Origin of the sequence: Mycetocola sp. 2940 (assembly GCF_040548835.1) — a bacterium.
Taxonomy (GTDB): domain Bacteria; phylum Actinomycetota; class Actinomycetes; order Actinomycetales; family Microbacteriaceae; genus Mycetocola_A.
Genome location: NZ_JBEPSK010000013.1, coordinates 76978 through 87119 on the forward strand (window position 1 = coordinate 76978; position 10142 = coordinate 87119).

Sequence of the window (10142 nt, forward strand, 5' to 3'; positions counted from 1 at the left end):
CCTTCTGATACAGTTAACTTTACTTAATACACAAGTATGGAACGATTTATGCATCAGGTCAATGGTCGGCGCAAATACAACTCCGCGGCACGCCAGGCTGCCGCCCAGCGCAACCGCGACACCATTCTCGACGCAGCGGAGATGAAGTTTCTTCGCCAGGGGTACTTCCCAACCACCGTCGCCGAGATAGCCTCCGACGCCGGGGTCTCACCGGAGACGATCTACAAGGCGTTCGGTGGCAAGCCAGGCATCGTCCATGCCATCTACACGCGCGGACTCGCCGGGACCGGGCAGGTCGCCGCGTACGAGCGGTCAGACGAGATGCGGTTGAACGAGACGAATCCGGTTTCACTGATGCAGAAGTGGGGGGCCCTGACCGCCGAAGTGGCCTCTGCACTCACCCCGATCCTCCTGCTGGTACGCTCCTCAGCCGCCACCGACGAGAACATGGCAGCCCTCCAGGCGGAGAGTGATACGCAACGGCTGGAACGGATGCGGCATAACGCGCTCTTTCTCCAGTCACGTGGTTTCCTCCGGCACGACGTCAGCGTCGACGAGGCCGTCGACGTCATGTGGACGTGCAGCTCCCCCGAACTCTATGATCTTCTGGTGCTGCAGCGGGGCTGGAGCCTCAACCGTTTCGGTCGCTTCGTCGCGTCGACCATGATCTCCGCCCTGCTGCCCGCAGACGACGGGACGTAAGATCTCAGACGGTTCGCTCACACCATCGTCAGGACCATGCCAGGATCGCTCAGAATGATGCCGATGTCGACGAGGAATCGGGACCCCTGTTCTCCATCGACGAGCCGGTGATCGAACGACAGACTCAGCGTCATCACCTCACGCAGCGCGATCTCGCCGCGGTACTCCCATGGCATCCGTCGGACGGCACCCATCGCGAGGATGACCGCCTCCCCCGGGTTCAGGATCGGGGTTCCCGCGTCGACGCCGAAGACGCCGACGTTGGTGATCGTCATCGTTCCGCCGGTGAGGCTGGCCGGCGTCGTCGAGCCCGACCGTGCCGCCTCGATGAGCGTGTCGAGTTCGTTCCTCAACTCTGCGAGGTTCAGCGTGTCGGCGTTCTTGATGTTCGGCACGATCAGCCCACGACCGGTCGCGGCGGCTATTCCGAGGTGAACATGGCCGTACTGCACGATCTCCTGGGCCCCCTCGTCCCATGTCGAGTTCACCTCTGGAGTGCGCTTCGCCGCCAGAATCACGGCTTTGGCCACGAGGGTGAGGATCGAGAGCCGCTTGCCGCGGAACTCCGGGGTATTCCCCAGTGAGCGGACCAGGTCCATTCCCGCGGTCACGTCGATGGTCAGGAATTCGGTGACATGCGGCGCGGTGAAGGCCGACCGCACCATCGCCTGGGCGGTCGCCTTGCGGACTCCGCGAATCGGCGTCCGGGTCTCGGCGCCGGTTGCCGTGCCGCGAACCGGAGGCTGTGTTTCGTCGGTGCCTGCGGATGCCGCGACTCTCGTCGCTGACACACGCTCGACGTCGTCGCGCGTGATGAGCCCGTCTTCGCCGGTGCCCTGGACCTCGGCCAGGTCGATGCCGAGGTCGCGCGCCAGCTTGCGGACGGGAGGGGTCGACCTCGGCCGCTCTGACTGTTCGGTTTCCGGGGCCTGTTCGGTGGTCGGGGTCTGTTGGGTAGTCGGGGCCGGTGCTTTCGGGGTGTCGCCATTCGTCGCGACCGGTGCGGGAGCATCCGGTGTCGGGGTTTCGGTCGTGGCGGCGGTCGGGGCCGCCTCGCTGGCCCACGCGCGGGTTCGCCGGGCAGGGCGAGGGCCGCCTTCCACCTTCGGACCGTAGCCGACGAGCACGGCCTGCCGTTCGGCGGGGGCCGGTGTCGCCGGGGTGAGGGTGGCGTCGAGTTCGGCGGGCACGCCGTCGGCGGCCGCATCCGCCGCCGCTTCGGACACCGGTGTGCTCGGGGGGTTCTCGACATCACCGCCATCGACGTCGAATTCGACGATCGGATCGCCCACCTGCACCGTGGCGCCTTCGTCGGCGAACAACTGCGACACCACGCCGGCGAACGGTGACGGCAGCTCGACGAGCGCCTTGGCCGTCTCAACCTCCGCGATGATCTGGTTGAGGGTCACGGTGTCGCCGACAGCGACCTTCCACTCGACGATCTCCGACTCGGTCAGACCCTCGCCGAGGTCCGGCAGGGCGAAGCGTTTCGCGCTCATGCGGTGGCCTTCCACCCGGTGAGGGAGTTGCGGCGGCCCATCACGCGGTCGACCGCGTCGAGCAGCCGGTCGAGGTCGGGGAGGAACGCTTCCTCGAGCGCCGCAGGCGGGTAGGGGGTGTCGAACCCGGTCACCCGGGCAGGCGCGGCTTCGAGCCAGTCGAAGCAACGCTCGGTCACGGCGGCGGCCACCTCCGCCCCGATGCCTCCGGACTGTGCGGCTTCGTGGGTGACGATCAGGCGGCCCGTCTTGCGTACAGATTTCTCCACGGTGCTGAAATCGATCGGTGACAGCGACCGGAGGTCGATCACCTCCACGGAGATGCCGTCGTCGGCGGCCGCCGCCGCGGCATCCATCGCGGTGGGAACGAGCGGACCGTACGCCGCGAGGGTCACGTCGGTGCCCTCGGTCACGACGCGGGCGCTTCCCATCGGCAGGGTGTCTGCGCCGAGGTCCTCGGAGACCTCGCCCTTGAGCCAGTAACGCCGCTTCGGTTCGAAGAACAGCACAGGGTCGTCGCAGGCGATGGCCTGCCGGATCATCGTGTGGGCGTCTTGCGGGTTTGAGCAGGAGACCACACGGAGACCGGCGGTGTGGGCGAAGTACGCTTCCGGCGATTCCGAGTGGTGTTCGACGGCGCCGATTCCGCCGCCGAACGGAACCCGGATCGTGATCGGCATCTTCACCTTGCCGCGGGTGCGGTAATGCAGTTTCGCCACCTGAGCGACGATCTGGTCGAAGCCAGGGTAGATGAAGCCGTCGAACTGGATCTCGCAGACCGGGCGGTAGCCGCGGAAGGCGAGGCCGACCGCTGTGCCGATGATGCCCGCCTCCGCGAGCGGGGAGTCCATTACCCGGCGCGGTCCGAACTCCTCCTGCAGTTTGTCGGTGACGCGGAACACACCGCCGAGCTTTCCGATGTCCTCACCGAGGAGGACCACCTTGTCGTCGTCGGCGAGAGCGCGCCGGAGTCCCGAATTGATCGCTCCGCCGAGGGTCATCTGGGTCATGCCGTACCGCCCTCAAACGACGCGAGGTAGGCCGCGTACTGGCTCTTCTGGCGTTCGAGACCGGAGTGGGGCTCCTCGTACACGCCGTCGAACAGCATCATCGGGTCGAGCTCCTTGTCGAGCGCGATGCAGGCCGCGCGCATCTCGCGAGCGACGGCATCCGCTTTCTCCTGTACCCGCTTCGCCACCTCATCGGAGAGCGCTCCGCGGCTTTCGAGCAGGCGGCCGAGCCGCGAGATCGGGTCTTTGCGGCCCCATTCCTCGAGGTCGCCGGCCGGGCGGTACCGCTTGGGGTCGTCGGAGGTCGTGTGCGGGCCCATCCGGTAGGTGACCGCCTCGATGAACGTCGGTCCTCCCCCGCGCCGGGCGCGGTCGAGGGCGATCCGGGTGGCGGCCATCACGGCGAGCACGTCGTTACCGTCGACGCGGATGCTCGGGATGCCGAACCCGGGGGCCCGGTCGGAGATGTGGCGGTGAGCCTGCAGCCGGACCGGTTCGGAGATGGCCCACTGATTGTTCTGGCAGAAGAAGATCACCGGCGCCTGGAAGCTCGAGGCGAAGACCATGGCCTCGTTGACGTCGCCCTGGCTGGTGGCGCCGTCGCCGAAGTACGAGATCGCGACGGAGTCGACACCGTCGTACGTGCAGCCGAGGGCGTAGCCGGTGGCGTGGAGCGTCTGTGCGCCGATGATGACGGCGGGCGTGGCCATGTTGATGGCGTACGGGTCCCAGCCGGCCGAGGCGATGCCGCGCCAGACCTTGAGCATGTCGCCGAAGTCGACGCCCCGTGTGTAGGCGACGCCGTTGTCTCGGTAGCTGGAGAAGACGAAGTCGTCCTTGCGGAGGGCGCGGCCTGACCCGATCTGTGCGGCCTCCTGGCCGAGCAACGGGGCCCAGAGCGCGAGTTCTCCCTGGCGCTGCAGCGCGATGGCCTCGGTGTCGATCCGGCGGATGACGACCATGTCCTGATAGAGGTCGACGAGCTGGTCGTCGGTGACATCGGCGACCCACGGGTCGAACCCGGGGCTCTCGGTGCGGACGCCCTCGGGGCTGATGAGCTGCACTATGTCTTCGAGCTGGCTGGGATGCAGATCCGTTTCGGGTCCGTCGGCCAGCGTCTCGGTTTTGGTGTGTTCGTGAATTGTGGACACTGTGACACGCAACTTTCTCTCGTGCTCTGCGGGCGTCTGGATCGCAGCAGCCCACAGCATCTGGCGCCGTTGCCAGAAGTCCTTCAGACGGTACCGCCGATACCCAATGCGCACAACCACCCCTGCGAGAACTGCACATTCTGCTCTATCCGGCACGAAAAACGCCTGCTAAGGTCGGGCACTATGCACAAGCTGGATCGCACGGACACACGCCTTCTCATCGCCCTGACTGAGGACCCACGATCGACCATCGTGGCCCTCGCCGAAAAGCTCGGGCTGAGCCGCAACACGGTGCAGGCGCGCATGAGCGCGCTCGACGCCTCGAGCGTGCTGCACCCGTTCGACCGGCGCATCAACCCGGTCGCCCTCGGCTATCCCCTGACCGCCTTCATCTCGGTACACCTGCAGCAGCAATTGCTCAGCACGATCGTCGAGAAGCTCAGCGAGATCCCCGAGATCGTGCAGGCGCACGGGCTCAGCGGCACGAGCGACCTGCTTGTGCGTGTGGTGTGTACGGACGCTGACGACCTGTTCCGCATCACCGGGCTGATCCTCGAGTGCGAAGGAGTCGAGCGAGCCGAGACGTCGCTCGCGATGGGAGAGCTGATCCCGTTCCGGGCCCGCCCGCTGCTCGAGCGGGCGCAGGAGTCCTGACGCCCCGCGCCGGTCGTGAAGTGCTCTTGAGGGGCGCGCTGAGGCGCTGAGGGGTCCCGAAGAGCGCGAACAGCGCTTTGTGGCGACTCGACACCCGAACAGCGTTTCGTGGGAACTCGAAATACCATCAACTCGAGTTGCCGCACTTCGTCGCTCGCGGACGCCTCGAGCGACATGTCCCGGCAACTCGACGACGCCAACAGCGCTTTGTGGCGACTCGACACCCGAACAGCGTTTCGTGGCGACTCGAACTGCCGCTCGGCACGTACCCCGGAACGACGGATGCCCCGCCTCGATTTCTCGAGGCGGGGCATCCGGGTTCAGCGTGGGTGAGGCTTAGCCCTCGGCGGGAGCATCGGCGTGGACACGCTCTGCTTCGCGACCGTTGGTGTCAGAGGTCTCAGCGATGACCGGCTCCAGCGACAGCTTGCCGCGGTCGTCGATCTTCGTGATCTGAACGAGGATCTTCTGGCCGACGCCGAGCACGTCTTCGACGTTCTCGACACGCTTGCCACCGGCGAGCTTGCGCACCTCGGAGATGTGCAGCAGGCCGTCCTTGCCCGGGAGCAGCGAGACGAAGGCGCCGAACGTGGCGATCTTCACGACAGTTCCGAGGAACTGCTCGCCGACCTCAGGGTTGGTCGGGTTGGCGATGGCGTTGACCTGGGCACGGGCGGCCTCAGCCGACGGTCCGTCGACAGCGCCGATGTACACGGTGCCGTCTTCTTCGATCGAGATGTCTGCGCCGGTCTCGTCCTGGATGGCGTTGATCGTCTTGCCCTTGGGGCCGATCAGCTCGCCGATCTTGTCGACGGGGATGTTGACGCTGATCACGCGGGGCGCGGTCGGGGCCATCTCATCCGGAGCGTCGATCGCGGCGGTCAGGACGGAGAGGATCGTGGTGCGAGCCTCCTTGGCCTGGGTCAGCGCGGCCTTCAGCACGGAGGCGGGGAGCCCTGAGAGCTTCGTGTCGAGCTGGATCGCCGTGACGAACTCGCTGGTACCGGCGACCTTGAAGTCCATGTCGCCGAGTGCGTCTTCAGCACCGAGGATGTCGGTGAGAGCCGCGTAGCGGGTCTGGCCGTCGACCTCGTCGGAGACGAGGCCCATGGCGATGCCGGCAACCGGGGCGCGCAGCGGCACACCGGCGTTGAGCAGCGACAGGGTCGACGCGCAGACAGAGCCCATCGACGTCGATCCGTTGGAGCCGAGAGCCTCGGAGACCTGGCGGATGGCGTACGGGAACTCCTCGCGGCTCGGCAGAACCGGGACGAGGGCGCGCTCGGCGAGGAAGCCGTGCCCGATCTCGCGACGCTTCGGCGAACCGACCCGGCCGGTTTCACCGGTCGAGTACGGCGGGAAGTTGTAGTGGTGCAGGTAGCGCTTCTTCGTGATCGGGCTCAGCGAGTCGATCTGCTGCTCCATCTTGAGCATGTTCAGCGTGGTGACGCCCAGGATCTGGGTCTCTCCGCGCTGGAAGATGGCCGAACCGTGGACGCGCGGGATGACCTGCACCTCGGCGTCGAGCGGACGGATGTCAGCAAGGCCGCGGCCGTCCATGCGGACGCCCTCGGTGAGGATGCGGTCGCGCACGATCTTCTTCGTGACGGACTTGTACGCAGCGGACACCTGGTTGTTGGCGTCTGCCGGCAGCTCTCCTGCTTCGACCTTGGTCGCGATCGCGCCCTTGACGCGGTCCTTGAGCTCGTCGTCGGCGTTCTGGCGCTCGGTCTTGTCGGCGATCTGGTAGATCGAGGCGAGCTCGGCCTTGGCCAGGTCGGAGACAACGGCGAAGGTCTCGTCGGTGTACGGGAGGAAGACCGGGTAGTCGCGAACTTCCTTGGCCGACTGGGCAGCGAGCTCGGACTGAGCCTTGACCAGCTGGAGCAGGAACGGCTTCGCGGCGTCGAGGCCCTCGGCGACGACGTCCTCGTTCGGCTTGATGGCGCCGCCCTGGATCAGGTTCCAGGCGCCTTCGGTTGCTTCGGCCTCGACCATCATGATGGCGATGTCTTCGTTGCCGTTCTCGTCGGTGACGAGGCGGCCCGCGACCGTGAGGTCGAAGACGGCGTCAGCGAGCTGTGAGGCCTTCGGGAAGGCAACCCACTGGCCGTTGATGAGGGCGAGGCGGATGCCGGCGATCGGGCCCGAGAACGGAAGTCCCGAGATCTGGGTCGACATGGATGCCGCGTTGATGGCGAGAGCGTCGTAGAACTCGTCGGGAGCGATGCTCAGGACGGTGATGACGATCTGGACCTCATTGCGGAGACCGTTGACGAACGACGGGCGCAGCGGGCGGTCGATCAGGCGGCAGACGAGGATGGCCTCGGTCGACGGACGGCCTTCACGACGGAAGAACGAACCGGGGATCTTGCCGGCAGCGTAGCTGCGCTCTTCGACGTCCACCGTGAGGGGGAAGAAGTCGAACTGGTCTTTCGGGTGCTTTCCGGCGCTCGTGGCGCTGAGCAGCATGGTTTCTTCGTCGAGGTATGCAGCAATGGCACCCTGTGCCTGCTGTGCAAGGCGGCCGGCTTCGAACCGGACCGTGCGCTTGCCGAACTTGCCGTTGTCGAGGACTGCCTCGGCGAACTTGATTTCTGGACCTTCCATAGGTCTCTCCTAACGTCTAGCGCCGCCCCGTGTGGGCGCACGCTCTCCTAGGAGCAGGAACAGGCAGTGATTACTCAGACCTTCGAGGGTCTGGCTGATCTCCAGTAGAAAATCGCTCTCGACGCGACCAGCGAGGCTGGTGTACTGCAAGGGGGGCCGTCGGGGCTCCGACGTGAGAGAAATCCACCACCGAGGACCAGCTTCCTGCCGGCCTGCTCCGTGAATGTGCTCGATATCGCTATCGGGCCTCTTGAAGCCTATCAGAGCAGCTGTTTGCGGGGCTGGGAATGTTGGACCTGAGCCTGCGAAACGCACGAACAATCGACGAATCGACGCCCGTCGGGGTTCTGCAGGCTCAGTCCCAATACGGGGGGCAGATCGACCAACCGGCCCTATGGGCCCATACCCTAAGGCCATGAAGCCCTCAACGCGCATGACGGTCACCACTCTGCTTGTCGCCGTCATCGCATCGACGCTGACTGCCCTCACCGTCACGGAGCCCGCCACAGCCCTCACCTCCTCAAGGATTTTCGGGGAGGACCGGTATGCCACATCCGCTGCCGCGTCGCTCGCGGCCTACCCGTCCCCCGGTCCCGTTGACACGGTGTTCCTCGCATCGGGGGAAAACTTCCCTGACGCCCTGTCGGCCGGCCCTGCCGCGGCACAGTCGTCTGCGGCGCTGCTCCTGACCAGTCGCGACAGTATCCCCACAAACATCCGCACCGAGATCGCCAGGCTCGCGCCCGCGCGCATCGTGATCGTCGGTGGCGCCAGCGCTGTCTCGGCCGCGGTCGAGGAAAGTGCCCGAAGCCTCGTGGCGGACGTCTCGCGCGTGGGCGGAAGCGACCGGTACGTGGTGTCGGAAGGGCTCGTCCGTGACGTCTGGAACGAAGGGTCCAGGCACGCGTACGTCGCCACCGGAACCAGCTACCCCGATGCCCTTGCAGCGGGGCCCGCCGCGGCGCGGGTTGGCGCTCCGGTGATCCTCGTACCCGGCGGTTCCGCAGCCCTCCCAGACACCACCCGAAAACTGCTCGGCGACCTGGGAGTGACATCCGTCACCATCGCAGGCGCGACCGGCGCGGTGTCGGCTGGAATCGAAAGCCAGATCCGGGCGGTTCCCGGAATAACGAGCGTGACCAGGCAGGGCGGAACGGACCGGTACGAAACGGCGATCGTTCTCAACCGGCACGCCTTCGCGGGCGCAGCTGCAGGACCGAGCTTCCTCGCGACCGCATGGGACTTCCCCGATGCGCTTTCCGCTGTCGTTCCCGCCGCGGTTGCGAACCGGCCGATCTTCCTCGCACAACCGCAGTGTGTTCCCGCGACGGTGCTCTCGACCATGACGTCACTGTCGACCGCGGAAGCCCGGCTCGTCGGTGGCACCCGGGTCCTCCGCGGCGCTGTCGAGAAACTGCAGCCGTGCCTCAGTACCGAATCGCCGTCGAGCATCTGGGTGGTGGTGAACAAAGCGCGCCCGGTGACCCCGCTGAATTACGCTCCGACAGACCTGACCTATCCGAATGTCACGAACGTCAACTGGCAGCCGATGCGCAAGGAGGCATCGGCCGCGCTCGAGTCGATGTTCGCGGCCGCTTCGCAAGCGGGTGCCGGGAGCATGGTGCTGCAGAGCGGCTACCGTTCCTACGCGACCCAGAAGACCCTGTACGACGGCTTCGTACGGACCAACGGCCAGGCTGCGGCCGACCTGCGTTCGGCCAAGCCGGGTTACAGCGAGCACCAGACGGGGTTCGCCGCAGACATCGCTCCCCGTGCGGCCGGCTGTTCCGCGTCCAGTTGCATCGCCTCCACCCCCCAGGGAGCATGGCTTCGCGCCCACGCCTGGGAACACGGATTCATCCTGCGCTACGCCGAGACGACGACGCCCATCACCGGTTACCAGTACGAGCCATGGCACTACCGCTATGTCGGCACCACCCTCGCTGCCGACTACCACGCCGGCGGGTTCCAAACCCTGGAAGCGTTCTTCGGTATGCCTGCAGCGCCGCGCTACTGAGCGTCAGTCTCGGGAGCGGATTCGGCCGAACCAGACCCAGCCGACAGCGACGAGCACCAGCGCGACAGCCGCGATGAGCGCGAGCTTGAATGCCGCCGCGAGAAAGGCGAGGGCGACGTTGACGATCACGGATGCGACAAGGATGGCGAGGATTGCGACAACGACGCCGATGAGCAGGTTCTTCGTGGAAGTCTTCATGACACCAGTTGAGCACATCCCTCGACGCAGCCGCGGCCCGGCCTTGCTTCGTGAACTGAGCTTGATGAAGCCAGGAACCGTCCGCAGTGGGGGTCGGTCGAGTTGAGCGCGGAAAGGGCCCAAGCCGACGCGCTTCGGCCGCTGGCGCTCCCTCCAGGCTCGCGCGGGTCTATTGGTTCGGGGGGGGGGGGGGGGGGCCCCCCCCCCCCCCCCCCCCCCCCCCCCCGCGGGGGGGGGGGGGGGGCCCGCGCCCCCCGGGTTGGGAGGCGGCAAAAAGCACACACACACCCCCCCGCCGCCC

Annotated in this window: 8 protein-coding genes; 3 read left to right on the forward strand and 5 right to left on the reverse strand. The window is 66.5% G+C overall.

Annotated elements, in window-relative coordinates; all coding sequences use genetic code 11:
* Nucleotides 1-48 precede the first annotated feature (48 nt).
* Nucleotides 49-702, forward strand: a complete 654-nt coding sequence (locus ABIE24_RS14645; protein WP_354500941.1) for a TetR/AcrR family transcriptional regulator — start codon at nt 49-51, stop codon at nt 700-702.
* 17 nt (nt 703-719) lie between these two features.
* On the opposite strand, the gene ABIE24_RS14650 is transcribed toward ABIE24_RS14645, so the two are convergent.
* The 3 genes from ABIE24_RS14650 to pdhA are packed head-to-tail and all read right to left on the reverse strand — an operon-like array spanning nt 720 to nt 4326.
* A complete protein-coding gene (locus ABIE24_RS14650) occupies nt 720-2201 on the reverse strand; it encodes a dihydrolipoamide acetyltransferase family protein (RefSeq protein WP_354500943.1) in 1482 nt (493 codons plus the stop codon).
* Entirely contained in the window at nt 2198-3211 is a 1014-nt protein-coding gene (locus tag ABIE24_RS14655; protein WP_354500945.1) for an alpha-ketoacid dehydrogenase subunit beta, read from the reverse strand. Before ABIE24_RS14655 ends, ABIE24_RS14650 begins: the two co-directional genes overlap by 4 nt.
* Nucleotides 3208-4326, reverse strand: coding sequence for a pyruvate dehydrogenase (acetyl-transferring) E1 component subunit alpha (gene pdhA, locus ABIE24_RS14660; protein WP_354500955.1), 1119 nt, complete (start codon nt 4324-4326; stop codon nt 3208-3210). Before pdhA ends, ABIE24_RS14655 begins: the two co-directional genes overlap by 4 nt.
* Before the next feature lie 219 nt (nt 4327-4545).
* On the opposite strand from pdhA, the gene ABIE24_RS14665 reads away from it, so the two are divergent.
* A complete protein-coding gene (locus tag ABIE24_RS14665; protein WP_354500947.1) occupies nt 4546-5016 on the forward strand; it encodes an Lrp/AsnC family transcriptional regulator in 471 nt (156 codons plus the stop codon).
* Between the two features lie 336 nt (nt 5017-5352).
* Here ABIE24_RS14665 and ABIE24_RS14670 read toward each other — a convergent pair whose 3' ends face one another.
* The gene (locus ABIE24_RS14670; RefSeq protein ID WP_354500949.1) at nt 5353-7626 is read right to left on the reverse strand and encodes a polyribonucleotide nucleotidyltransferase; all 2274 of its coding nucleotides are present in this window, start codon (nt 7624-7626) and stop codon (nt 5353-5355) included.
* A 415-nt stretch (nt 7627-8041) separates the two neighbouring features.
* On the opposite strand from ABIE24_RS14670, the gene ABIE24_RS14675 reads away from it, so the two are divergent.
* The gene (locus tag ABIE24_RS14675) at nt 8042-9643 is read left to right on the forward strand and encodes a cell wall-binding repeat-containing protein (protein WP_354500951.1); all 1602 of its coding nucleotides are present in this window, start codon (nt 8042-8044) and stop codon (nt 9641-9643) included.
* Between the two features lie 3 nt (nt 9644-9646).
* Here the strand turns inward: ABIE24_RS14675 and ABIE24_RS14680 are convergent, their stop codons facing one another.
* Nucleotides 9647-9841, reverse strand: coding sequence for a hypothetical protein (locus ABIE24_RS14680; protein WP_354500953.1), 195 nt, complete (start codon nt 9839-9841; stop codon nt 9647-9649).
* Nucleotides 9842-10142 lie beyond the last annotated feature (301 nt).

Bases quoted from the DNA above. Each gene is read 5' to 3' on its own strand.
- ABIE24_RS14645 (WP_354500941.1), top strand. From the start codon at position 49: ATGCATCAGGTCAATGGTCGGCGCAAATACAACTCCGCGGCACGCCAG.
- ABIE24_RS14650 (WP_354500943.1), bottom strand. From the start codon at position 2,201: ATGAGCGCGAAACGCTTCGCCCTGCCGGACCTCGGCGAGGGTCTGACC.
- ABIE24_RS14655 (WP_354500945.1), bottom strand. From the start codon at position 3,211: ATGACCCAGATGACCCTCGGCGGAGCGATCAATTCGGGACTCCGGCGC.
- ABIE24_RS14665 (WP_354500947.1), top strand. From the start codon at position 4,546: ATGCACAAGCTGGATCGCACGGACACACGCCTTCTCATCGCCCTGACT.
- ABIE24_RS14670 (WP_354500949.1), bottom strand. From the start codon at position 7,626: ATGGAAGGTCCAGAAATCAAGTTCGCCGAGGCAGTCCTCGACAACGGC.
- ABIE24_RS14675 (WP_354500951.1), top strand. From the start codon at position 8,042: ATGAAGCCCTCAACGCGCATGACGGTCACCACTCTGCTTGTCGCCGTC.
- ABIE24_RS14680 (WP_354500953.1), bottom strand. From the start codon at position 9,841: ATGAAGACTTCCACGAAGAACCTGCTCATCGGCGTCGTTGTCGCAATC.